The organism is Mycobacterium kyogaense, assembly GCF_003254575.1.
In the GTDB taxonomy this organism is placed as follows: domain Bacteria; phylum Actinomycetota; class Actinomycetes; order Mycobacteriales; family Mycobacteriaceae; genus Mycobacterium; species Mycobacterium kyogaense.
On sequence record NZ_QJUA01000008.1, the window covers coordinates 33146 to 56650 of the forward strand.

The following is a 23505-nucleotide window of genomic DNA, read 5'->3' on the forward strand; positions in this document are numbered from 1 at the left end:
CAGACCCGGGCACAGGAGACGTTACTGTCCGTCCACTGTTCCACCGGCCTCGAGGACACACCATGGCGAATCGGATTGACGAAGCCGGCGATGCGCACATCGCCACCGACGCGGGAACCCCCCTCTCCCACCGCCGATTACGCGGCACGCTCGGGGTCTGGGGCATCGTCTTCGTCGTCGTTGCCGCAGCCTCTCCGCTGGGTGTCATCGGCGGCCCGGTACCGCTCGGCATCGCCAGCGGCAACGGAATCGGCTTCCCGGCGATCTTCATCGTCAGCACCGTTCTGGTGCTGCTGTTCGCGGTGGGTTTCACTGCGCTGACCCCGTATGTGCCCAACGCCGGCGCGTTCTACTCCTACATCGGCAAGGGCTTGGGCCGGGTCACCGGATTCGGCTTCGCCTTCGTCGCCCTGATCTCCTACCTCGCCCTCGAGATCGGTGTCTACGGCCTGATCGGCCAGGGAGCCCAGGCGCTGTTCTCGTCCTACGGTGCACCCGACATCCATTGGGGTGTCTGGGCGTTGGTCACCCTGCTGATCGTGACGGTGTTGGGCCATCGCAACATCGATCTGTCCCGTAACGTCCTGGGCGTCCTGTTGATCGCCGAGGTCGCCATCGTCCTCGCCCTGGACGCTGTCGTCGCCGTCACCGGAGGCCATGAAGGGCTGTCCACCGGTTTCCTTTCGCCGTCGGAGATCACCTCGGGCGCACCGGGAATCGCGCTGTTGTTCGCATTCTTGAGTTTCATCGGGTTCGAGGCCACCGCGGTGTTCCGCGACGAGGCTCGCGACCCCCTGCGCACCATCCCCCGTGCCACGTTCGTCGCGCTGCTGCTGATCGGGGTGTTCTACACGGTGTCGACGTGGGCGTTGATCACCGCATGGGGCGACAGCCGCGTGGTCGAGCAGGCGGTCGCAGATCCGTCGGGTCTGCTCCCGGGGGCGACCGAGGAGTACCTCGGCACTGCGGGACTGCACATCGTGCAGGTGCTGTTCGTGACCAGCCTGTTCGCCTGCATCCTCTCGTTCCACAATGTGGTTGCGCGCTATGTGTTCACGCTGTCCAACCGCAAGGTGTTCCCGGGCGCGCTCGGCGAAGCGCACCCTCGCCATGCGTCGCCGCATCTCGCATCCGGTATCGACAGCGTTGCCGTGCTGGTGTTCCTGATCGCCGGTATCGCCCTCGGACTCGATCCGGTGACCCAGTTCTACACATGGCTCGCGGGCATCTCGACGGTGGGCATCATCATCCTGCTGATCGCGACCAGCGTCGCGGTGTTGGCCTTCTTCGCCCGGCGCCGACGCAGCGGTGAGTCGGATGTGTCCGCCTGGCGGGCCTTCGTCGCGCCGGGAATCGGTCTCGTGGGGCTCGTCGCCGTCCTGCTACTGGTGTTCCAGAACCTGCCGACCCTGGTCGGCGGCTCGACGCCGATCGCGATCGGCGTCGTGGTGCTGCTCGTCGTGGTGTTCGCCGCGGGCGCGGCGATCGCGGCGAGGCGCCCGAATGTCACCCTCGAGATAACCGAATAGTCCTGCGCCACAGGGCTGTCGGAGAAATCACGGTCCGGCCTTGGCGACCATCGCTGCCGCGATCTCGGCCGCTTCACCATCGATGCGATAGCCGCAGGCCCACGCTTCGACCATCGCGTTGGACACCACGGACAGTGCGTGCTGGCACTGCCAGCCCCCGGAGTCGTCCTGCTCGGCGGCCTGAGTGAGCAGAGGTGCGCCACCGTCGGTCACGTCGACGTCGACGTCGCCCAGCGCCCAGCTGTAGTCACCGTCGTTGGTGCCGATCGACTGGTTCGCGCAGCCCTGCCAGGTCTGCGACGACGAGTCGAAGAACGCCTGCGCATCGTGGGCCGCCGGGTACAGCACGGCGGTCTCTTCGACCCAGTGCTGGTTGTCGTCGCCCGGTTCGCGGGCCACCCGGTCACGCACCGCGGTCCAGCCCGTGTCGGCGTAGACGGGTTTTTCCGCCGCGTACACCGCACCGAGGCAGTCGACGTCGGACACGCTGTCGGAGTGGTCGGTCATCTCGTCGACATCGCCGGCGACCTGCATCCCGGTGCTGCCCATGATCCCGTTGATCTCACCGATGTTGAGAAGAAGCCGGCCCAGCGCGGCGTCGTCGAGCGCGGGTAGGTCACCTCCCGGGCCACTGGCGCGGACGGCGGCACCCTCGACCGTGCTGACGCAGCCGGCCAGCACTGTTGACGCGGCCACCAGGAGGCTGCTCACCCACCACTTCGGCGCAGGTTTCACCGCGCCATTCTCGCACCGTCAGCGGTGCGCGGTGATCTTGTTCGCGATCAGTTCGGCCACGTCCACCGCGGGCTGCCCCTGTCCGCCCGGGCGGGGGTCGGTGACCTCCACCTCGACGATGCAGTCCCCGGCCAGTGCGACCGCCCGCTGAGCAGTCGGCGACGCGGTGCCCGCCGACGTGTGCAGCACGCTGGCGGACACCACATCCTCGCCGAACGCGACGTCGGCGATGCGGCTGAGCTCGCCGGCACCACCCTGATCGCGGGCGACCGTTTCGCCGTTGCACCGCCGCCACTGCTGGCTGGTGGCCGCGAAGAACATCTGCGCGGCCGGCGGGTTCGTCATCTGCACCACACCGAAGAACGCGCTCACCGGTGGCCCGTCGAAGCTGCCGCCCGCCCACGAGTTGGTGGCCACCGACTGCACGGGGCTGCCGTCGTACACCGCCTGTTGCAGCCGGTACGCCGCACCCAGGCAGTCCCCCGGCGACGCTTCACCGACGCCGACACTGCGCAGCAGCATGTCCGCCCCACCCTCGACGAGGTGGCCGGCGAAGCCGATGGGCGGGGTGCCGAGGTGCGCCGCCAACTCCGGCGTCGTCGGGAGGAACCCACCGAGCGCGATCGCCGGGCTCGGCGCAGCCGCCTCGGCGATGCGCACCACGGGTCTGTCGTCCACCGGCGCGCCGGCGCAGCCGGCCAGAACGAGGCAGGCGCCGGCAACTGCCGCGAGTTTGGTGGACACCCCCCTTCGATAGCACGGCCGGCGTCCCCGCGCGACCGGTTCGCCCAGAAGCGGGCGTCGCCGTGGACTTCTGCTCAGCAGGATCGCAAAGGCGCCCGCAGCCGGGGAGGTGGCGCATAGCAGTCGGCCGGCCCTGTCCGCGCAGGTCCCCGCGGATGTCGGGTGGCGCAATGTCAGCGTGGTCGTCAGCGCTGGCCGCGACCGCGACGAGCCGCGCGGCCAGCCCCTTTAGCGTCGCAGCAACGCAATTCCCGGCAGGAGGTGAACGATGACCGAGTCCGCTCCGACTCCGCTGCGCAGGCCGCGCGCCGACCAGGCCCGTCTGGTGGCCGACGTCGTGCGCCACCAGATCCATGCCGGCGGTTACCCCGACGGCCTGCCCTCCGAAGCCGACCTGGCCGCCGAGTTCCTCGTGTCGCGCAACGCGGTGCGCGAAGCCCTCGCGGTACTCAAGGCCGAAGGTCTGATCGACCGGGAGCCCAAGGTCGGCACCCGCGTCGCCGTGCGCAAGTACGACCACGGACTCAACCACCTCGTCGGGCTGAAAGAGACGTTCCGCGACTACGGTGACATCCGCAACGAGGTCCGTGCCGCCATGACGGTCAATGCGCCGCCGTCGGTCGCGGCCCGGCTCGCGGTCTCCCCCGGTGACTCCGTCGTGTTCATCGAACGTCTCCGTTTCCTCGGCGAACTGCCGCTGAGCCTCGACATGACCTACCTCGCACGCGACATCGGCGACGCCGTTCTCGAGCACTCCCTCGAACACAACGATGTCTTCGCGCTGATAGAGCTCGTCACCGGCCGGCGGCTCGGCGGCGCCGACGTCGCAGTGGAAGCGGTATCCGCCGATCCACACTCCGCGGCCATTCTGCAGGTACCGCAGACCGCGTCGCTGCTCCTTCTCGAGCGGCTCGCCCACCTCGATGACGGACGTCCCGTCGATCTCGAGTACATCCGGCTCCGTGGCGATCGAATCACGCTGCGCAGCAATCTGATCAGAGGAGAATGATGGCCCAGGTCACCCAGCGCGTCGATGTTCCGGTCACCATCGACGAATCGTTGTGCATCGAGGGGTGCACGCTCTGCGTGGAGATCTGCCCGCTGGACTCCCTGGCCATCAACCCGGAGAACGGCAAGGCATTCATGCACGTCGACGAATGCTGGTACTGCGGGCCCTGCGCCGCCCGCTGCCCCACCGGGGCCGTCACCGTCAACATGCCCTATCTCCTGCGATGAAAGCCCTCGAGATGAAACGTGCACTCGCCCTTGCGCTCACCGCTGTCACCACCGCATCGCTGGCCGCATGTTCCCTCGACGGGCAATCCTCATCGGCGGACACCGTCCACGTCGTGGTGGGCTACCAGTCCAAGACCATCAACACCGTCACGGCAGGGACCCTGTTGCGCGCCAAGGGGTTCCTGGAGAAGCGGCTGTCGGACATCGGAAAGTCCTCCGGTGTGAGCTACCGGGTCGAATGGCAGGACTACGACACCGGCGCACCGATCACCGCGCAGATGGTCGCCGAGAAGATCGACATCGGCTCCATGGGCGACTATCCACTGCTGATCAACGGGTCCAAGACTCAGGCCAACGAACGATCGCGCACGGAGCTGGTGTCGGTCACCGGTTACAGCCCGACAGGATCGTTGAACATGGTGGTCGTCCCGCCCGACTCACCGGCCCGCACGATCGCCGACCTACAAGGCCAGAAGATCTCGGCGAGTGTCGGTTCCGCGGGTCACGGCACGCTCGTCCGTGCACTCGACAACGCCGGTATCGACCCCAAGAACGGGGTCGAAGTGCTCAACCAGCAACCGCAGGTCGGGGCATCGGCGCTGGAATCCGGACAGGTGCAGGCACTGTCGCAGTTCGTGGCGTGGCCCGGGCTGCTCGCTTTTCAGGGCAAGGCGACACTGGTCTATGACGGCGCGGAGGGGAACTATCCGACCTTCCACGGGGTGGTGGTGCGCCGCGACTACGCGGGCAGCCACCCCGAAGTGCTCGACGCGTTCCTCCAGGCTCAGCTCGATGCGACCGACTACCTCAACCAACACCCACTCGAGTCGGCCAATCTGGTCGCCGAGGGCAGTGGACTCCCGCCCGAGGTGGTCTACCTGTACAACGGTCCCGGCGGCACCAGCTTCGACGCCACACTGAAACCGTCACTGGTGCAGGCACTTGCCGGCGATGTTCCGTACCTGCGGTCGATCGGCGAGTTCGCCCCGCTCGACGTGCCCGGTTTCGTCAATGCCGATCCACTGAAGAAGGCGTTCACCGATCGGGGCCAGGATTACGACGCCGCTCTGGGTCGCACCGCGAACCCCTCAGCGCTACAGGGACGCGACCCGGTCTGCAATGTGGCGGTCACCGATTCTGCGCTCGCCGGCGAGCTGTGGGTGGACGGGAAGGACGCGACACAACCGGCGGCCAATCCCGACTGCCTTCTCCGAGCCGTCAGGAAAGCGACCGCTGACGGTGAGGATGTGCGTGCCGCTTACGTTCCCGACTCCGAGTTCGGTACCCGGTGGTTCGCCGACAAGTCGTTCTGGGTTCGCGACGGAGATCGTCACCTGCCGTTCGACACCGCGGCAGGGGCCGGCCGCTACACCGCTACGCACCCCGGCGCGGTCACGGTCGACTACCAGCAGGCCCTGGCGGGTGCGGTGTGACCACGGCCCCTATGGTGCCGGCCGCGGCCGAACCCGACCTCGCCCCGCCCCCGACGCCGAAGGCCCCCCGGCGGCGCTCCTGGTCCTCGCTGACCGTGCGCTTCGCCTCGGTTGCCGCTGCGATCGTCCTGTGGCAGGTGTTGACCGCCAACGATGTCCGACTCTGGTTGCGTTTCGACACGCTGCCCACCGTCGGCGACATCGTCACCGCCTTCGGGAACCGGCTCGCCACCGAAGATTACTGGCTCGATCTCGGCCAGTCGTTGATCCGCATCCTGACCGGCTTCGCGATCGCCGCGGTGGCCGGCGTCATCACGGGCATCATGCTCGGCCGATCGGCCGCGTTCGCCGACATTTTCGGCCCGCTGACCGAACTGGCCCGGCCGATCCCGGCGATTGCGATCGTGCCCGTCGCGATCCTGCTGTTCCCCACCGACGAAGCCGGGATCGTGTTCATCACGTTCCTCGCAGCGTATTTCCCGATCATGGTCAGCACCCGGCACGCAGTGCGGGCACTCCCCACACTGTGGGAGGACTCGGTGCGCACGCTGGGCGGTAGCCGATCGGACGTCATCACCCGCGTCGTGCTGCCGGGCATCCTGCCCGGTGTGTTCGGCGGGCTGTCGGTCGGGATCGGCGTGGCTTGGATCTGCGTGATCTCGGCGGAGATGATCTCCGGCCGGCTGGGCGTCGGCTATCGAACCTGGCAGGCCTACACCGTGCTGGCGTACCCGGATGTGTTCGTCGGCATCATCACGATCGGCGTTCTCGGCTTCGCCACCTCCGCGGCGGTCGAGCTGGTGGGTCGCCGCGTGACGAGGTGGCTGCCCCGCGGCGAGGAGGACAACCGATAAGCGGCATGGGTCTCAGGTTGCGCGACCTGACGTTGAGCTATGGCGGTGCACCGGTGATCGCACACCTCGACCTCGCTGTCAGCCCCGGCGAGATCCTGGTGCTGACGGGGCCGTCCGGCTGCGGCAAATCCACGGTGCTACGCGCGCTGGCGGGTCTGCTGACACCGGATGGCGGCGAGGTTCTCGCCGACGAAGACCGGGTCACCACCACCTCGCGAGACCGCGCGATGGTGTTCCAGGACAACGCGTTACTGCCCTGGCGCACGGTGCAATCGAATGTCGAACTCGCACTCGGTCTCGCGGGCCGGCCGCGGCGGGTCCGCCGGGCCGAAGCGCTCACGTGGATCGCCGACGTCGGTCTCACCGGCTTCGAGAACTATCTGCCGAAGAGCCTGTCCGGTGGCATGCGGCAGCGTGTCCAGCTCGCGCGCGGACTGGCCGGTGCCCCGCGAGCAGTCATGATGGACGAGCCATTCGGCGCACTCGATGCGCAGACCCGCGCCACCATGCAGCGCCTCCTCATCGATACATGGCGTGCCCATCCGACGACCGTCGTCTTCGTCACCCACGACGTCGACGAGGCGCTGCTGCTCGGCGACCGCATCGTCGTGCTCGGCAGAGCCGGCCAGCCGGTGCGTGCCGTCCTCGACGTCCCCTCCCCGCGCGACCCGCGCGCCGACCGCATCGCCCTCCGGGCGGACGTGATCGCCGCGCTCGACAGTTCATTTCCCGTTGCTTCGCTCGCCCCGGCCAGGAGTTCGTGACCCTGATGCAGATCCCTTCTCTCTCCGACGCCATCCGGCTCGACTGCGACGTCCTGGTCATCGGAGGCGGCACTGCCGGCACGATGGCTGCACTCACCGCCGCCGAACGCGGAGCCTCTGTGCTCCTGTTGGAGAAAGCCCACGTCCGCCACTCCGGCGCCCTCGCCATGGGTATGGACGGTGTGAACAACGCCGTGATCCCCGGCAAGGCGACCCCCGAGGACTACGTCGCCGAGATCACCCGAGCCAACGACGGAATCGTCAACCAGCGCACCATCTATCAGACCGCCACCCGCGGATTCGCGTTGGTCCAGCGGCTGGAACGCTACGGCGTGAAGTTCGAAAAGGACGAGCACGGTGAGTACGCGGTGCGCCGCGTGCACCGGTCGGGCTCCTACGTGTTGCCGATGCCCGAGGGCAAGGACGTCAAGAAGGCCCTCTACCGGGTGCTGCGGCAGCGTTCGATGCGCGAGAAGATCCGCATCGAGAACCGGCTGGTCCCGGTGCGGGTACTCACTCACGAAGGCGGGGCGGTCGGTGCGGCAGCGCTCAACAGTCGCACCGGCGAATTCGTCGTCGTGGGAGCCAAATCCGTGATCCTCGCGACGGGGGCGTGCGGGCGGCTCGGGCTGCCGGCGTCGGGCTACCTGTACGGCACCTACGAGAATCCGACCAACGCCGGTGACGGCTATTCGATGGCTCTGCACGCGGGCGCGGAGCTGTCCGGGATCGAATGCTTCCAGATCAATCCGCTGATCAAGGACTACAACGGGCCGGCGTGCGCGTACGTGGCCAACCCGTTCGGCGGGTACCAGGTGAACGCGCTCGGAGAGCGCTTCGTCGACTCCGACTACTGGTCCGGTCAGATGATGGCCGAGGTGAAGAGTGAGATCGAGTCTGCTCGTGGACCGATCTACCTGAAGGTCAGCCATCTGCCCGACGAGACTCTGTCGACGTTGGAAGGAATTCTGCACTCGACCGAGCGACCCACCCGTGGCACGTTCCACGCCAACCGCGGTCACGACTATCGCACCCATGACATCGAGATGCACATCTCCGAGATCGGATTGTGCAGTGGACATTCTGCGTCTGGAGTCTGGGTCGACGAGAACGCACGGACCACCGTCCCCGGCCTGTACGCGGCCGGTGACCTGGCGTGTGTGCCGCACAACTACATGATCGGCGCCTTCGTGTACGGCGAGTTGGCCGGTGCCGACGCCGCGTCCACCGCAGCTGATGTGTCTGCGCCACAGATACTTCCGGAGGATCAGATCACCGCAGCGCACGAGCTGATCTACCGGCCGCTGCGTCAGCCCGACGGACCGCCGCAGCCGCAGGTCGAGTACAAGCTGCGACGCTTCGTCAATGACTATGTGGCGCCACCGAAGACGGCTGCGAAGCTGTCGTTGGCGGTCGAGACATTCGAGCGCATGCGCACCGAGGTCGCGGGCATCGGCGCCACCACGCCACACGAGCTGATGCGCGCCGTGGAGGTGTCGTTCATCCGCGACTGCGCCGAGATGGCCGCTCGGTCTTCGCTCACGCGGACCGAATCCCGGTGGGGCCTCTACCACGACCGCAGCGATCTGCCGGACCGCGACGACGACGCGTGGCGGTACCACCTCAACCTCCGCAAGACACCTGACGGCGAGATCGAGTTCCTCAAACGCCCGGTCGCACCGTACTTCGTTCCTGTCCCGGGACTCGACGGCATCCCCGGCGAGACAGACGAACCCGTCGTGGTCGCCGAGCCTGCCCTGGTCGGTGGCCGGGCGCCCGCGTCGGAGACCTCGCGCGTGATCGACAGCTCCGGCCCGGCGCCGTCGCCGCGGATCGCCGCCGTGCTCGCCCTCGACGAACCGTCCGTCGACGATCTCACGCCGTTCCTGGCGGACGCGGACCCCGGCGTCCGGCGCACCGCGGTCGACGTGCTCACCGAACATCTGTGTGAGGGCTATTCCGCGCCGCTCGTCGCCGCGCTGTCAGACTCCGACGCCGGGGTCCGCAGGGTGGCCGCCGACGGCATCCGCGAGCTGGTCGAGGTCCTGCCGAACCCGGAAGCTGTTGCTCACCACCTGGATTCAGCGGACGCCGGCGTTCGCGGCGCCGCGATCTATGTGCTGAGTGCGCGCCGGGTCGGCGATGTCGAGGCATATCGGCACCACGTCACCGATCCCGATCATCGGGTGCGCATCGAAGCCGTCCGCGCGTTGGTCTCCGTCGATGATGTGGACGGAGTCGCCGGTGCACACACCGACGCCAACCGAGAGGTGCGGATCGCGGTCGCCGGAGGGCTGGGCACGCTGCGAGCGGGCGCTGCGACAGTACGACTGCTTCTCGACGATCCCGACCCGCTGGTCCGCGCCGCAGCGCTGGCCGCGATCGGCGACATCGGCTGGCACGACGCTGACGGGGCGACCGTCGAGCGGGCGCTGGGCTCCTCGGCCTGGCAGATCAGACAGGGGGCGGCACGGGCGCTGGCCGGCGCTCCGTCGCCGTCGGCCGCCGTCCCGCCGCTGTCGCGCGCCCTGGCCGATCCCCACCTCGATGTCCGTAAAGCCGCGGTGCTCAGCCTGACTCGCTGGGCGCCGTCCGAGGAAGCGGCGCGCGCAGCGCTGGCCGGTGCGCTCGACGACGGCGATGCCGACGTCCGGGCCTACGCCCGGCGTGCCCTCGAGGCTGCCTCATGACCGGGCCTCATGACCGGGTGAGGTAGCGCTGGCGCTCCCAGTCGCTGACGTGACCGACGTAGGCATCCCACTCGCTGCGGGCCAGCACCGCGAAGTCGAGCACGGACTGTTCACCGAGGATCTCGAGGACGGTGTCGTCCTGGATAGCCAACGCCACCGCCGTGCGCAGTGAGTCGGGCAACGGCGCGCCCTTTCCGTACAGGTTCCCGGTGGCCGGTTGCGGCGGCTCGCGGCGGGCTTCCAGGCCGGCGACGACCGCCGCCAACGCCGAGGCTATGAGCCAGTAGGGATTGGAATCCGAGGCTCCGGAGCGTAATTCGATACGGGACGCCTCGGGTGTGTCCTCTACGAGCGAGCGGATCGCCGCGCTGCGGTTGTCCCGGCTCCAGTTCACGGTGTCGGGCGCGAACGTGTCGGGCGCGAACCGGCGGTAGGCGTTGACCGAATGCGCCCCGAACAACGTGATCGACGGGAGATGCTCGAACAGTCCCGCTATGGCGTACCGGGCGATCTGACTCTCCGCACCGTCCACCGCCGCGAACGCCGGGCGGTCGCCCTCCCACAGCGAGATGTGCAGGTGCGCTGACGAACCGGAATGCTCGGAGAACGGTTTCGGCATGAAGCTCGCCAGCTTGCCGTGCCGTCGCGCCACCTCTTTGGCCGCGTACTTCAGCCGAGCGCTGTCGTCGGCGGCGGCCAGCGCATCGGTGTATACGAGGTTGGTCTCCACCTGGCCCGGACCGTACTCGGTCTGAATGCCCTCGAGTCGGGTGAAGGCGCCGAGGGTCTCGTAGAGGTCGGCGATCAACGGGTCGAGTGCATTGGCGTTCTCCAACGAGTAGGCCTGAATCGCCTCGATGAGCGGCGACCCGTCGGTCTCCAGCAGATAGAACTCGAATTCGACACCGATCTTCGCGGTGTAGCCGAGCCCCTCCAACCTCGAGAGCACCCGCTTGAGGACGCCACGAGGATCCAGCAGCGACGTCGTGCGGGGATGGGTCACGATGTCGGAGATGACGTGCCCGACACCGGGCCGCCACGGCAGCCGGGTGAACGTCGAGAAGTCGGGGACCGCATACACATCCGGATAGCCGGCGGACCAGTTGGTCAATGCCAGCGAGTCGATGACCGTGCCGTCGGTGTTCCAGGCCAGCGCGGCCTCGCAGAAGGCGAAACCTTTGCCGGTGGCGCGGTCGAGGAACTGCCCGGCGGGGATGCGTTTGCCGGCGGAGTGCCCGAAAGCATCGCTCCAGGCCACCTCGATCTCGGTCAGCGTGCCGTCGGCGATACCTCGGTGCAGTTCGTCGGCAGCCGCAGAGACCGGTGCTGTCTGAGTCATCGCACACTCCCCCTGACCTTGCGATGCGCCGGTGCGATGCCGCGTTCCCGCGGGGTCGTCGCGCCCCAGACGCCGTAACGTTCGGGAACGCTCAGAGCGTGCTCGCGGCAGCGCATCAGGACCGGGCAGGTCCGGCAGATGCGCTTGGCTTCCTCTTCCCGCCGCCTGCGCTCGGAGCGCCGCTCACTCTCGGGAAAGAACAGATCCGAAGGAAAGTCCAGGCACCTGCCCTGGAACTGCCAACTCCAGTACTCGTCTCCGTCGGGTGGGTCGATCGGTAGTGCCGCGGTCATCGTCGGATGGTCGCCGACGTCGCGGCGCCGAGCCCAGAGATGCGCTCGCCGTGAGTGTTTTCCCAGCTTCGCCGAACCCGGTCGGGCGAGGAATCAGCGTGCGTCCATCTCTGTGCCGATCTCGTCGCGGCCCGCACACTGGACGCGGTCAGCCGAAAGAGAGGACCGCCGGTGTCGGATGACGTGCACTCGATCCACCTCGCCGTCGCGCTCGACGGCACCGGGTGGCATCCGGCCTCGTGGCGGGAGCCCGACGCGCGGCCGCTGGACCTGCTGCTCGCTCGCTACTGGGTCGACGTCGTCGCCGAAGCCGAACGCGGCCTGATCGACTTCGTCACCGTCGAGGACGCCTTCATCCCGCAGTACGACGATCCATCGACGGCCGACGACCGGGTCGACCGAGTCCGCGGACGGCTCGACGCTGTTCTGATCGCGGCACGGGTGGCGCCGCTGACCCGCCGCATCGGCCTGGTGCCCACCGTCATCGTCACCCACACCGAACCCTTCCACGTGTCCAAAGCCATTGCGACGCTGGATTACGTGAGCAGGGGCCGGGCCGGGGTGCGGGTGCAGGTCAGCACCAGTCCCGAAGCGGCCCGGCACGTCGGGCGACGGCCCGTGACGGATCTGATCGGCGAGGCCGCCGACTACGTCGAGGTTCTTCGTCGACTCTGGGACAGCTGGGAGGACGACGCCGAGATCCGGGATGCGGCGACCGGGCGCTTCATCGACCGGGCGAAGGTGCACTACATCGACTTCGAGGGCGCCACCTTCTCGGTCAGAGGCCCGTCGATCACCCCTCGACCTCCCCAGGGACAGCCCATCGTCGCTGCACTGAGCCACGGCGAGGCCACCCACGCACTGGTCGCCGGCAGCGTCGACATCGCTTTCATCACTCCCGGCAATGCAGCCGAGGTGACCGCGACCGTGGATGCCATCTCCTCGCGGGCAGCGCTCGAAGGCCGGTCGGTCTCCGTCTTCGCCGATCTCGCGGTGTTCCTCGACCGCAGCGAGCGCACCGCCCACGAGCGGCGGGATCGTCTCGACGAACGCGCCGGCACCCCGTTCGTGACCGACGCCGCGGTGTTCGCCGGGACTCCACTGCAATTGGCCGACTTCATCGAGGAGTGGCACGCCGCCGGACTGGCGGGGTTCCGGTTGCGACCGGCGACGATCCCGCACGATCTCGGACAGATCGTCGACGGGCTGGTGCCGGAGCTGCGTCGCCGTGGCGTGTTCCGGCCCGCGCCGGGAGCCACCACCCTCCGCGACACCCTCGGGTTCGCCCGGCCGGCCAATCGGTACTCGTCCGTATGACACGAGTGATGCTCCGATGAGCAAGCCGATCAAGCAGATTCACCTCGCGGCTCATTTCCCCGGGGTGAACAACACCACCGTGTGGAGCGATCCCGCGTCCGGCAGCCACATCGAATTCGACTCCTTCGTCCACTTCGCGCAGACGGCGGAGCGGGGAAAATTCGACTTCCTCTTCCTCGCCGAGGGGTTACGGCTACGGGAACAGGGCGGCGAGATCTACGACCTCGACGTCGTCGGCCGCCCTGACACCTTCACTGTGCTGGCTGCACTGGCAGCGGTCACCGAGCGTCTGGGCCTGACCGGCACGATCAACTCGACCTTCAACGAGCCCTACGAGGTCGCCCGACAGTTCGCGTCCCTGGACCACCTGTCGGACGGCAGAGCAGGCTGGAATGTCGTCACGTCGTGGGATGCGTTCACCGGCGAGAACTTTCGGCGTGGCGGCTTCCTCGCAGAAGACCAGCGCTACGCACGTGCGGAGAGTTTCCTGGCTGCCGCGACAACGCTCTTCGATTCGTGGCGCGGCGACGAGATCGTCGCCGACCGGGAACGCGGAAGCTTTGTGACGAATCCTGCGGCGGGCGACTTCGCCTATCGAGACCGTCATTTCGACATCGCCGGCCGGTTCAACGTTCCCAGAAGCCCGCAGGGCAGACCGGTCATCTTCCAGGCCGGCGATTCGGACCAGGGCCGCGAGTTCGCCGCGTCGAGCGCCGACGCCATTTTCTCCCGGCACGGCACCCTCGCCGAGGGGCAGAGGTTCTTCGCAGACGTCAAGGGGCGGTTGGCGAAATACCACCGTCAGGACCACGAGCTGCTCATCCTCCCTGCCGCGACCTTCGTCCTCGGTGACACCGACGCCGATGCAGCCGACATCGCCCACGAGGTACGCCTGGCGCAGGTCTCACCCGCGACCGCGATCAAATTCCTCGAACAGCTGTGGAATCGTGACTTGTCCGACCACGACCCCGACGGACCGCTGCCCTCGGTGGACCCGGTGGTCGGCGAGAACACCATCGCGCGCGGACGGGCCAGTGTGCGGATGTATCGCGATCCGATCGCCACAGCCAACGAGTGGCGCGCCAGAGCCGAGGCCGGCAACCTCACCACTCGCGAATTGATCATCGACGTGACGGGACGCCAGAACTTCATCGGCTCTGCCCAGACCATCGCAGCGTCGATCGATCATCTGGTGCAATCCGACGCCAGTGACGGTTTCATCCTCGTTCCGCACGTCACTCCCGGCGGACTGGACGCATTCGTCGACACCGTCGTCCCGCTGCTGCAGGAGCGGGGTGTGTTCCGGGCGGACTACCAGGGCACCACCCTGCGTGATCACCTCGGGCTCACGTCAGCCCATCAGCGACGACCCCACTCCGCGGCGAGCAACTCATAGGACCGGAGCCGATCACGATGCCGGTGCGTGATCGTGGTGATCACCAGTTCATCCGCCGATGTCGCGTCGCGCAGCCGCTCCAGCCCGTCGGCGACCTGCCCGGCTGTTCCGACGAATTGCGTGGCGAGCCGATCCGCGACGAGGGCGCGATCTGATTCGCTCCACGTGTGCCGCCGGGCCTCGTCCGGCGTCGGGAACGGTATGGCCCCTTCGGCAGTGCGGATGCTTCGTACCCACAGTCCGTATCCGGTCGCGAGTTCACGAGCCGTTGCCTCGTCGTCGGCGACGACGACATCGGCGGACACGCTGACGTACGGCCGGTTCACCTCCGCCGACGGCGTGAACGCTGCGCGGTACCCCTCCACCGCGTCGAGGACCCCGGCCGGCGCCACGTGGTAGTTGGCCGCGAACCGAAGTCCGTTGCGGCCGGCCACCTTCGCGCTCTCACCACCGCTGCTGCCGAGGATCCAGACCTGCAGTCGCGCCCCCTCCCCGGGGACCACGTGAGCCCGTTCACCGTCGGCTGAGTGATAGGTGCCGGACAGGAAAGCGAGGACGTCGCCGACCAGTTCGCCGTAGTCCTGCGGTTGGGCACCGGGCTGCTGCAGGAGCGCCTTCTGCATGGCGAAGCGCGGTGATCTGAGCATCGCCTCGGGATTGAACGGGGCCGGGATCACGAGCCCGTCTGAGCGACGCGGCGCCGTGCGGGTCACGTCAGGGACAGCCGACGCCTGCTTGGCGGCCGCGGCCGGGGGCCTGCTGGCCGATCTGCCCAGGCCGAGATCGAAGCGTCCGGGATGCGCGGCGTCGAGGAGGCCGAATTCCTCGACTGCGGATAGTGCGGTGCGGTGCCCCATCTGCAGCGCAGCCGATCCGAGCCGGATCGACGACGTGTGGGCGGCGGTCATCGCCAGCAGCACGACAGGCGAGGTGCCGGCGATGCCGGGGTTGAGGTGATGTTCGGCGAACCAGTAACGGGTGTAACCCCACCGCTCCGCGTGCTGTGCGAGATCGATGCTGTTACGCACTGCATCGGCAGCGGTCGAACCCGACGAGATGGGCACGAGGTCGAGGACGGCCAATGGCGTGGTCATGGGCTGATCCAGGTACGTCACGTCGCGGCGATCAGGATGCCGCCGGAGAGCACCACAAGTGCGCCGAGCAGCAGCGTCAGCCACGCCCACGTCACCGACATCCCCGCGGATACGGACGCCTCAGCGATCAGCCACGGTGTCGTCGGTTCCTCCACCGGGGCGACGATAGACAAAAGCAGGCGAACGGAGTTTCAGCGCCGTCCTCGCGCGTCGCTAGTCACACAGAAAAATATTGCAGGACAGTCACATTGACATTTGGCGACTTTCGATCGCGCTGCGCGAATACCCTCTACCCCCCGTGCGAGCCGCTCAGGTCCGGTCGGCGTTCCTGACCATCTTCGCCACCACCGTGAACGCCTCGTTCGTCACACCCGGGCCGCACACCATCGCCTCGACCACGGTGGCGACCGCGACCCCCATCGCATGTTGGCACTGCTCCCCCACGCGGTCCGAGCGTGTGGTGCGCTGGGTGGCGATGCCGTCGGCGACCTCCACCGGCTCACGCTGCCAGGTGGCCGGCGCGCTCCCGCCGGTCGTGACCGGGACACCCACGCAGACATCCCACGACAGCTTCGACGTGTCGAAGAGCCGCTGCGCGTCCTTGGCCGAGCGGACGACCACAACGCTCTGGTCCACGGTGCCGGCAGGCGAGCTGGACGACCGGGTCACCACCGCGGTCGGGCCGGCGTCGCTGTAGATGTTGCGATCGGCGACGTTGACGGTGTGCACACACCCCGGCGGCCTGGCGCCCTTCGCAAGCTCGTCGGTGAATTCTTTACCGTCCGGATCGCTGTGAAAACCGCTGGTGTGTAACAGTTCATCGAGTTCCACATCGCCGAGCAGCACTGAGTCCAGTCCACCGGCCGGGGCGGGCACCGCGGTGCCCGCAACGCCCCCGCCACACCCGGTCGCGACGACAGCCAGCGCGACAACCAGCCAGCGTCGCATCGTGCCGGCCTACTTCTTCGCCTTGTCCGCGGTCGCTTCAGTGGACAGCGCCGCCACGAACGCTTCCTGCGGGACCTCGACCCGGCCGATGGTCTTCATCCGCTTCTTGCCTTCCTTCTGCTTCTCCAGCAGCTTGCGCTTACGGGTGATGTCACCGCCGTAGCACTTGGAGAGCACGTCCTTGCGGATGGCCCGGATATTCTCGCGCGCAATGATTTTCGAGCCGATCGCGGCCTGCACCGGCACTTCGAACTGCTGACGCGGGATGAGTTCTTTGAGCTTGGTGGTCATCTTGTTGCCGTACGCACTCGCCCCGTCCTTGTGGACGATCGCCGAGAATGCGTCGACAGCCTCGCCCTGCAGCAGGATGTCGACCTTGACCAGCGCGGCCTCCTGCTCGCCGGCCTCCTCGTAGTCCAGGCTCGCGTAGCCGCGGGTGCGTGACTTCAGCGAGTCGAAGAAGTCGAAGATGATCTCACCCAGCGGCATCGTGTACCGCAGCTCCACGCGCTCGGGCGACAGGTAGTCCATCCCCCCGAGCTCGCCGCGCCGGGACTGGCACAGCTCCATGATCGTGCCGATGAACTCGCTGGGCGCGATGATCGTGGTCTTGACGATCGGCTCGTACACCTCGCGGACCTTGCCCTCCGGCCAGTCCGACGGGTTGGTGACGACCATCTCCGTGCCGTCGTCCTTGACCACGCGGTACACCACGTTGGGCGAGGTGGAGATCAGGTCGAGGTTGAACTCGCGCTCGAGTCGCTCGCGGGTGATCTCCATGTGCAGCAGCCCGAGGAACCCGCAGCGGAACCCGAAGCCCAGCGCCACCGACGTCTCCGGCTCGTACGTCAGCGCCGCGTCGTTGAGTTGCAGCTTGTCGAGCGCCTCTCGCAGCACCGGGTAATCCGAGCCGTCGACCGGATAGAGGCCGGAATAGACCATGGGCCGGGGTTCGCGGTAGCCGGTGAGCGGCTCGGTGGCACCGCCTCGCGCCGAGGTCACCGTGTCACCGACCTTGGACTGGCGGACGTCTTTGACGCCGGTGATGAGATAACCGACCTCCCCGACACCCAACCCGTCGGAGGCCTTGGGCTCGGGCGAGACGATGCCGACCTCGAGAAGTTCGTGGGTCGCGCCGGTCGACATCATCTTGATGCGCTCGCGGGGGGTGATCTTGCCGTCGACGACCCGGACGTAGGTGACGACGCCGCGGTAGATGTCGTACACCGAGTCGAAGATCATCGCGCGGGCAGGCGCGTCGGGGTCGCCGGTGGGCGCCGGCACCTGACGGACGACCTCGTCGAGCAGCTCGGCCACCCCCTCGCCCGTCTTGCCGGACACGCGTAGCACGTCGGAGGGTTCGCAGCCGATGATGTGGGCGAGCTCGCCGGCGTAGCGGTCCGGGTCGGCGGCGGGCAGGTCGATCTTGTTGAGGACGGGGATGACCGTCAGGTCCCTGTCGAGGGCCAGGTAGAGGTTGGCCAGGGTCTGCGCTTCGATGCCCTGCGCGGCGTCGACCAGCAGCACGGCGCCTTCGCAGGCCTCCAGCGCGCGGGACACCTCGTAGGTGAAGTCGACGTGGCCGGGCGTGTCGATCAGGTGCAGGACGTGCTCGGAATCACCGACTTTCCAGGGCAGACGCACGTTCTGCGCCTTGATCGTGATGCCGCGTTCCCGCTCGATGTCCATCCGGTCGAGGTACTGCGCCCGCATGTCGCGGTCGGAAACCACGCCGGTGAGCTGCAGCATCCGGTCGGCCAGCGTCGACTTGCCGTGGTCGATGTGAGCGATGATGCAGAAGTTCCGAATCTGCGCCGGCGCGGTGAAGGTCTTGTCGGCGAAACTGCTAATGGAATTTCTCCTGGTGAGCGCGATACGGGTGCCGGAAACGGCCAGTCCAGAGTAACGAGCACCGGCCCGCGCGACACAATCGAGCGTCGCGGCGACCGCCTACAGTGGGGGTCATGGCGTCATCGTCCTCGCCCTTCAAGACGTTCCAGAGGCTGGTGTTCTCCGAAGCTCCCAAGCTGGTTCGGCACATCCAGCGGTCGGACTCGCTGCAGCGCGGAATCCAGCAGGGTATTCAGTACGGGCTCCAGCAGGGCCTGCGCCTGGGGCTGGAGGTCATCGCCGGGACCCAGCCGTCGCCGACCCCTGCGCTCCCCGCGGGCCGGCCGGTGTCGAACACGTTCGTCCCGACCGCGCACCGCGCCCGCCGGGTCATCTACGCCCCGGACCTCGACGGTCGCGCCGATCCGGGCGAGATCGTGTGGACCTGGGTGGTCTACGAGGACGACCCGACCCGCGGCAAGGACCGTCCGGTGCTGGTGGTCGGCCGGGATCGCAGCACCCTGCTGGGCCTGATGCTGTCGAGCCAGGATCACCACCGGGGCGACCCAAACTGGGTCGGCATCGGCAGCGGAACATGGGACTACGAGGGCCGGGCCAGCTGGGTGCGGCTCGACCGGGTTCTCGACGTGCCCGAGGAAGGCATCCGGCGCGAGGGCGCGATCCTCGAACGCGCGACGTTCGAGGCGGTGGCGGCCCGCCTGCGCGCCGAATACAGCTGGAGTTGACCCGGCGAGCAGACGCGAACTCGAGCTGACACGCCGCGAATGTGGTCGAGTTTGTGACTGCTCGCGGGGGAAATCAGCGGGGCGCGCGCCACATCTGCCACATCGTCGGGCCGCCGCCGGGGACGACGAGCTCACCGGTGACCTCGAAGCCGAAGCGCAGGTAGTAGGGCACGTTCGACTCCTTGGTCGACTCCAGGTACGCCGGCGCGCCCTCGGCGTCGCAGCGGTCGAGCCGCGATGCCATCAGCGCCTGGCCGAAGCCCGCTCCCCGCACGTCGGGATCACTGCCGATCACGGCGAGATACCAGTGCGGCTCCTCGGGGTGATGGCGCTTCATCAGCTCCGAGACCTCCATGCCGCGCTTGGACTCACCGCGCATGGCCAGCAGAAAGGTCGGCATCATCGCCAGGTCCTCGCGGGTCGTGGTCTTCCAGCGACCCGGCGGGTCCCACAGCGCGGCAGCACCGAGACCGCCGTCACGCCTGGCGAGTTCGACCGCGTCGCCGGCGAGGAAGTGATGGCGGGTCATCGCGGCGAAGATCCGGGGCAAAGCCTTCGCTCGACGCGCGTCGTCGGGCATCATCCACTGCATCACCGGGTCGTCGAAGAACGCCCGTCCGAGCACTTTCGACAGTGCAGTGACCTCTGCCCGGCGAGCCGCGGTGACGTCGATGCGCACCGAGGAAATGCTACGCGGCGGCGCCTATCCGTAGAAGCGGTGCGACCCCGGCACCGACGTGGCGGATCTCGTCGATCTGCGGGTAACCCGACAGGATGAACTCCTGCGCTCCGGCCTGCACATACCGGTCGAGCACTCCGGCCACCTCGGCGTAGCTGCCGACCGCAGCAGTGCCCGCGCCGTCGCGAACCAGGCTCGGTCCCGCCCACAGGCCCGGTTCGATCTCCAGGCTGCGGGCGTCTCGAAGCACCCCGTCCGTCAGCGCCGCCATCCGCCGCTGCCCCTCGGACACGCTCGTCGAATAGCGGGCGTGTGCCCGCGCGACCTGGTCCGGTGTGAGGTCGGCCAGCAGTTCCTCGGCACGCTGCCACGCCTGCGCCGCGGTGGGCCGGGCCACGGTGTGCAGCCGCACCCCGAAACGCAGCGTGCGGCCGCGTTCTGCGGCGGCAGTTCGCACACGCTCGAACTTCTCGGCGACCTGCTCCGGTGTCTCACCCCAGGTGAGGTACACATCGGCGTGCTCGGCGGCCACCGCGATCGCTTCCGGGGACGAGCCGCCGAAGTAGATGGTCGGCCGGACGGTCACCGGGTAGGCGGCCCTGGCACGTTCGACGGCGTAGAACTCGCCATCGAACGAGAACTCGGCGCCGGAGAGGATGCCAGCCACGATGGTGAGGAACTCACCGGTACGCCGGTACCGCGCCGTCTTGTCGACGGCGTCGCCGAAGCGGCGCATCTCCGCATCGTCACCGCCGGTGACCACGTTGAGCGCCAGCCGATTTCCGGTGAAGCGCTGATACGTGCTCACCTGCTGGGCCGCCAGTGTCGGGGAGAGCACCCCGGGCCGGAAGGCGACGAGGTACTTCAGCGCGTGGGTGTGCTGAGCCAGAGCTGCCGTGGCCAACCACGAATCCTCACAGTGGGAACCGGTCGGCGTCAGCACAGCCTCGAAGCCGAGATTCTCGGCCGTGCGGGCCAACACGGTCAGGTTGTCCAGCGACGGTTCCAGATACGACGGCACCCGAGATCCGTCGGCGGCCTGATTGTCGGCGATGGTGGCGGTGTCGCCATGGGTGGGCAGGTACCAGTGCAGCGTCGGGCCGTCAGCCATCCGGTCAGGGTCATCCGATCCGCGCCCCACTGTCCAGAGTTTCGTCCACCGTGATCCCAAGGCTCCAATCATGCTGCGGTACTTAGGATCATCACGAGCTCTATGCTGTCAACCAGCTGGCAGTGTGCGTAGGTTTCCCCGTCGTGATCGAAATCGAGAACCTGACCAAGCGGTTCGGTGATCGAACCGTGCTCGATGACATCAGCCTGTCGGTGGCCGACGGTGAGATCCTGGCGGTCGTCGGGCCCAGCGGCGCCGGTAAGAGCACGCTGAGCCGCTGCGTCAGCTTTCTCGAACGCCCCACGAGCGGGATCGTTCGCGTGGACGGGAAGGACTTCGCCACCCTGTCTCCCGACGAGCTGGTGGCCGCGCGCCGCAAGATCGGGGTCATCTTCCAGTCCGCACCGCTGTTGCGCCGCCGCACCGTTGCCCAGAACGTGGCGCTGCCTCTCGAATATCTGGGCGCCACAGACGAATCGATCGACCGGCGCGTCGGAGAACTACTCGACCGGGTGGGCCTGTCCGACCGCGGCGCCTCCTACCCCGCACAACTCTCGGGCGGGCAGAAGCAGCGGGTCGGAATTGCCCGCGCTCTCGCGCTCGGACCGTCGCTGGTGCTCTCCGACGAGGCCACCTCGGGACTCGACCCGACGACGACCAAATCGATTCTGGCTCTGCTCAGTCATCTTCGCGACGAATACGGACTCTCGATCATCCTGATCACCCACGAGATGGAGGTCGTCCGGGAAATCGCGGACTCGGTGGCTCGGATCGCCGACGGACGCATCATCGAGAGCGGGTCGGTCGAGGACATCATCCTGAATCCCGAGTCGCTGCTGGCTCACGAGCTGCTGCCGGACCGGCCGAGCGTGCCGCCGCGCGGGGACGCAGACGTGTGGGAGGTGTCCTACGCCTCTCGCGACGTACCGCTGGACTGGCTGACGACGATCCAGGATGCGCCGGGCCTGTCCGGCGCACGGGTCAGCGTGCTCAGCGCGAGCGTCGAAGCCATCCGCGGGATCGCTGTCGGCCGTGCCGTGCTGGCCATCTCCCCTGCTGCGCCAGCCGGTTTCGCACGATATCTCAGGGAGCGGGGCCTGCACGTCAGCGCGTCACCCTCGGCGGAGGTCGCGGCGTGACGCTGTTGGCCCAGGAGGACTTCAGCACGCCCTGGCACAAGGTTCCCGAGCTACTGTTGCCCGCCTACGGCGAGACGTGGTTGATGGTCGGCATCACGATGGCACTCGTCGTGCTGGTCGGCATTCCCGTCGGGGTGATCCTGCACAACACCTCGGACCTCGGCCTGTACCCGGACCCCCGCGTGTTCGCCGTCCTCAACACCGTGGTCAACATCGGCCGGTCACTACCCTTCCTGATCCTGATGGCAGCGATCATCCCGGTGACGCGGTTCCTGGTGGGCACCACGATCGGTATCCCGGCGGCGATCGTGCCGATGACCGTGGCCGGTGTTCCGTTCTTCGCCCGACTGGTACAGAACGCGCTGCGTGAAGTCCGCTCCGACGTCACCGACATGGGGCAGGTCTCCGGCGGATCGACGCTGCAGGTGATTCGCACCGTGCAGCTCTCCGAGGCGCTGCCCGCCATCGCCGGCGCCCTCACCGTCAACACGATCGCGATGATCGACTACTCCGCGATCGCGGGTTCGATCGGCGCGGGCGGAATAGGAAATCTCGCAATCACATACGGCTACAACCGCTTCGACGACAACATCATGATCGCCACCGCCATCTCGTTGATCATCACCATCGCCGCCGTCCAATTCATCGGCGACCGCGTGGTCAAAGCCCTCACCCGCTGAAAGGACTCGCCATGACCGACCAGATCAGCCCGCCCTCGGGCGCGGGACTCGACATCGACATCAAGAAGAAGAAGCGCTGGCCGTGGATCGCCGCCGCGGCCATCGTCGTGCTCGCCGTCGCCGGCGGCGTCTCGTACGCCCAGTTCTCCAACAAGGACAAGCCGTTCGGCACCACGCTGCCGGTGGCAACATGGAGCACCGACATCGCTGCCGAGAACCTGCTGAGCTACATCGCCACCGACATCGCACCCGACCACGGGATCACGATCGAACCCGTCAAGATCGACAACCTCATCGAGATCAACCGCGCCGTCGATGCCGGAACGGTCGCCGGCAACTTCTTCGAGCATCAGCCGTTCCTGAACGACGCCATCGCCGCCAACGGTTTTCAGCTGACTCTTGCCGCGCCGACATTTACCTGGGACCAGGCCACCTACTCGGACAAGTACCGCAATTGGGACCAGGTCCCCGACGGCGCCAAGATCGCGCTGCGCGACGATCCGGCCGGACAGGCCATCGCGTTACTGGACCTCGCATACGACAAACAGATCACACTCAAGCCCGGCAAGGACACACTCGCGGGTCTGCCTCAGCTCGACGACGTCGCGTCCAACCCGAAGAACTATCAATTCGTTCAAGTGCCGATCGGTCAGCTGGCGCGAAGCCTCGCCGACGTCGACGCCGTCGTGGTCCACATCTCCGATGTGTACGCCGCCGGTCTGACAGAGCAGCAGATCCTCGCCCGCGAACCCGCACCGAAAGGCAGCGAAGGCGGCCTGGTGGTCAGCAACAAGCACATCGACGACCCCAACGTGGTCAAGCTGATCGACACCTTCAAAGACCCGCGCATCGCGCAGTTCCTGCAGACCACCGACAACAAGCTCATCCGCGACACTTTGGGGCCGATCTCGTGACCGACAAACGGCCGCTGTTCTATTCAGCGTTCGT

The 23505-nt window shown here is 67.6% G+C and carries 23 protein-coding genes; 13 read left to right on the forward strand and 10 right to left on the reverse strand.

What is annotated here, in order from left to right:
* Positions 1-62 precede the first annotated feature (62 nt).
* On the forward strand, positions 63-1529 hold the full coding sequence (locus DMB80_RS08290) for an APC family permease (RefSeq protein WP_111509423.1): 1467 nt from the start codon (positions 63-65) through the stop codon (positions 1527-1529).
* A 27-nt stretch (positions 1530-1556) separates the two neighbouring features.
* Here DMB80_RS08290 and DMB80_RS08295 read toward each other — a convergent pair whose 3' ends face one another.
* A complete protein-coding gene (locus tag DMB80_RS08295; RefSeq protein ID WP_240431074.1) occupies positions 1557-2264 on the reverse strand; it encodes a sensor domain-containing protein in 708 nt (235 codons plus the stop codon).
* 18 nt (positions 2265-2282) lie between these two features.
* A complete protein-coding gene (locus DMB80_RS08300; protein ID WP_111509424.1) occupies positions 2283-3008 on the reverse strand; it encodes a sensor domain-containing protein in 726 nt (241 codons plus the stop codon).
* 268 nt (positions 3009-3276) lie between these two features.
* Between DMB80_RS08300 and DMB80_RS08305 the strand changes: the two genes are divergently transcribed.
* From DMB80_RS08305 to DMB80_RS08330, 6 genes are read left to right on the forward strand one after another with little or no spacing between them, the layout of a single operon-like run.
* The gene (locus DMB80_RS08305) at positions 3277-4017 is read left to right on the forward strand and encodes a GntR family transcriptional regulator (protein WP_048422809.1); all 741 of its coding nucleotides are present in this window, start codon (positions 3277-3279) and stop codon (positions 4015-4017) included.
* Complete coding sequence (locus DMB80_RS08310; RefSeq protein WP_048422878.1) at positions 4017-4244, forward strand: 4Fe-4S dicluster domain-containing protein; 228 nt, start codon at positions 4017-4019, stop codon at positions 4242-4244. The genes DMB80_RS08305 and DMB80_RS08310 overlap by 1 nt, the downstream gene beginning before the upstream one ends.
* 11 nt (positions 4245-4255) lie before the next feature.
* On the forward strand, positions 4256-5677 hold the full coding sequence (locus tag DMB80_RS08315; RefSeq protein WP_111509508.1) for an ABC transporter substrate-binding protein: 1422 nt from the start codon (positions 4256-4258) through the stop codon (positions 5675-5677).
* A gap of 11 nt (positions 5678-5688) precedes the next feature.
* Positions 5689-6531, forward strand: a complete 843-nt coding sequence (locus DMB80_RS08320; protein WP_420812154.1) for an ABC transporter permease — start codon at positions 5689-5691, stop codon at positions 6529-6531.
* A gap of 5 nt (positions 6532-6536) precedes the next feature.
* Complete coding sequence (locus tag DMB80_RS08325; RefSeq protein ID WP_111509425.1) at positions 6537-7295, forward strand: ABC transporter ATP-binding protein; 759 nt, start codon at positions 6537-6539, stop codon at positions 7293-7295.
* Between the two features lie 5 nt (positions 7296-7300).
* Entirely contained in the window at positions 7301-9985 is a 2685-nt protein-coding gene (locus tag DMB80_RS08330; RefSeq protein WP_111509510.1) for a fumarate reductase/succinate dehydrogenase flavoprotein subunit, read from the forward strand.
* 7 nt (positions 9986-9992) lie between these two features.
* Here DMB80_RS08330 and DMB80_RS08335 read toward each other — a convergent pair whose 3' ends face one another.
* The gene (locus tag DMB80_RS08335; protein ID WP_111509426.1) at positions 9993-11324 is read right to left on the reverse strand and encodes a glutamine synthetase family protein; all 1332 of its coding nucleotides are present in this window, start codon (positions 11322-11324) and stop codon (positions 9993-9995) included.
* The gene (locus tag DMB80_RS28800; RefSeq protein ID WP_111509427.1) at positions 11321-11617 is read right to left on the reverse strand and encodes a WhiB family transcriptional regulator; all 297 of its coding nucleotides are present in this window, start codon (positions 11615-11617) and stop codon (positions 11321-11323) included. Before DMB80_RS28800 ends, DMB80_RS08335 begins: the two co-directional genes overlap by 4 nt.
* Before the next feature lie 171 nt (positions 11618-11788).
* Between DMB80_RS28800 and DMB80_RS08345 the strand changes: the two genes are divergently transcribed.
* Positions 11789-12934, forward strand: a complete 1146-nt coding sequence (locus DMB80_RS08345) for an LLM class flavin-dependent oxidoreductase (RefSeq protein ID WP_240431076.1) — start codon at positions 11789-11791, stop codon at positions 12932-12934.
* A gap of 16 nt (positions 12935-12950) precedes the next feature.
* Complete coding sequence (locus tag DMB80_RS08350; protein WP_111509428.1) at positions 12951-14330, forward strand: NtaA/DmoA family FMN-dependent monooxygenase; 1380 nt, start codon at positions 12951-12953, stop codon at positions 14328-14330.
* On the opposite strand, the gene DMB80_RS08355 is transcribed toward DMB80_RS08350, so the two are convergent.
* The 4 genes from DMB80_RS08355 to lepA all read right to left on the reverse strand — a co-directional run bounded on the left by DMB80_RS08355 (position 14294) and on the right by lepA (position 18268).
* A complete protein-coding gene (locus DMB80_RS08355) occupies positions 14294-15424 on the reverse strand; it encodes an LLM class flavin-dependent oxidoreductase (RefSeq protein ID WP_111509512.1) in 1131 nt (376 codons plus the stop codon). The two genes, DMB80_RS08350 and DMB80_RS08355, sit on opposite strands and share 37 nt — an antisense overlap.
* Positions 15425-15441: 17 nt before the next feature.
* A complete protein-coding gene (locus DMB80_RS28040; protein WP_162938456.1) occupies positions 15442-15579 on the reverse strand; it encodes a hypothetical protein in 138 nt (45 codons plus the stop codon).
* 154 nt (positions 15580-15733) lie between these two features.
* The gene (locus DMB80_RS08360; RefSeq protein WP_111509429.1) at positions 15734-16372 is read right to left on the reverse strand and encodes a sensor domain-containing protein; all 639 of its coding nucleotides are present in this window, start codon (positions 16370-16372) and stop codon (positions 15734-15736) included.
* 9 nt (positions 16373-16381) lie between these two features.
* Entirely contained in the window at positions 16382-18268 is a 1887-nt protein-coding gene (gene lepA / locus DMB80_RS08365; protein WP_111509430.1) for a translation elongation factor 4, read from the reverse strand.
* A 68-nt stretch (positions 18269-18336) separates the two neighbouring features.
* Here lepA and DMB80_RS08370 point away from each other — a divergent pair, with 68 nt between their 5' ends.
* Entirely contained in the window at positions 18337-18948 is a 612-nt protein-coding gene (locus DMB80_RS08370) for a type II toxin-antitoxin system PemK/MazF family toxin (protein ID WP_111509431.1), read from the forward strand.
* Between the two features lie 73 nt (positions 18949-19021).
* On the opposite strand, the gene DMB80_RS08375 is transcribed toward DMB80_RS08370, so the two are convergent.
* On the reverse strand, positions 19022-19627 hold the full coding sequence (locus tag DMB80_RS08375; RefSeq protein ID WP_111509432.1) for a GNAT family N-acetyltransferase: 606 nt from the start codon (positions 19625-19627) through the stop codon (positions 19022-19024).
* A 10-nt stretch (positions 19628-19637) separates the two neighbouring features.
* Entirely contained in the window at positions 19638-20738 is a 1101-nt protein-coding gene (locus tag DMB80_RS08380; protein WP_111509433.1) for an LLM class flavin-dependent oxidoreductase, read from the reverse strand.
* 143 nt (positions 20739-20881) lie between these two features.
* Here DMB80_RS08380 and DMB80_RS08385 point away from each other — a divergent pair, with 143 nt between their 5' ends.
* Genes DMB80_RS08385 through DMB80_RS08395 form a run of 3 tightly spaced genes read left to right on the forward strand, consistent with a single transcriptional unit; the run spans position 20882 to position 23471 of the window.
* Entirely contained in the window at positions 20882-21877 is a 996-nt protein-coding gene (locus DMB80_RS08385; protein ID WP_111509434.1) for a methionine ABC transporter ATP-binding protein, read from the forward strand.
* Complete coding sequence (locus DMB80_RS08390) at positions 21874-22557, forward strand: methionine ABC transporter permease (RefSeq protein ID WP_111509435.1); 684 nt, start codon at positions 21874-21876, stop codon at positions 22555-22557. The genes DMB80_RS08385 and DMB80_RS08390 overlap by 4 nt, the downstream gene beginning before the upstream one ends.
* Positions 22558-22568: 11 nt before the next feature.
* Entirely contained in the window at positions 22569-23471 is a 903-nt protein-coding gene (locus DMB80_RS08395; RefSeq protein WP_111509436.1) for a MetQ/NlpA family ABC transporter substrate-binding protein, read from the forward strand.
* Positions 23472-23505: the final 34 nt, after the last annotated feature.